Below are 553 nucleotides of genomic sequence, written 5' to 3' on the forward strand. Positions count from 1 at the left end.
CATAATCTTCAGCTTCAACCGCCTGGTAACCTTCTGTTCAAGCACGAAACACAGCATTTCGCGAATTGGCGCTTCGTCCTCTACTACCAGAATCCTTCTAGACATAATTGAATAACCTTATGTAAGTTTGAATAATTTATAGGCCCTAGCCCTTTGCAACTGAAAGCATTATCACGTTCAATTATGACACTTTTGTGACCTTTGCAAACAAATTTTCATATAACTGTTCTTTGTTGATCATCTTGTTTTTTTCCAACTCGATTAGGACAAGCTAGAAAAAATTGCCTATCATGTTGCCCCTGTATTTATCTTAGAGAAGCGCTATGTGGTTTAAAAACTGTATGGTCTATCGCGTGAATCGCGAGATTGAATTCAACGCAGATCAACTTGAAAAACAATTGGCAGAGTTCCGTTATACGCCTTGTGGCAGCCAGGATAAGCAAAAATTTGGCTGGGTAAGCGCGATGGGACGACACGGTGATATGATGACCCACGTGTCAGAAGACCGCATTCTTATCTGTGCTAAAAAAGAGAAAAAATGCTGCCCGCTTCG

Annotated in this window: 1 protein-coding gene; it reads left to right on the forward strand. The window is 40.9% G+C overall.

Going from position 1 to position 553, the window contains the following annotated elements:
- Nucleotides 1-323: 323 nt before the first annotated feature.
- The coding region (gene rdgC / locus CIK04_RS27145) for a recombination-associated protein RdgC (protein ID WP_176463447.1) at nt 324-553 on the forward strand (230 nt) is incomplete at its 3' end.

The organism is Vibrio sp. 03_296, assembly GCF_002265885.1.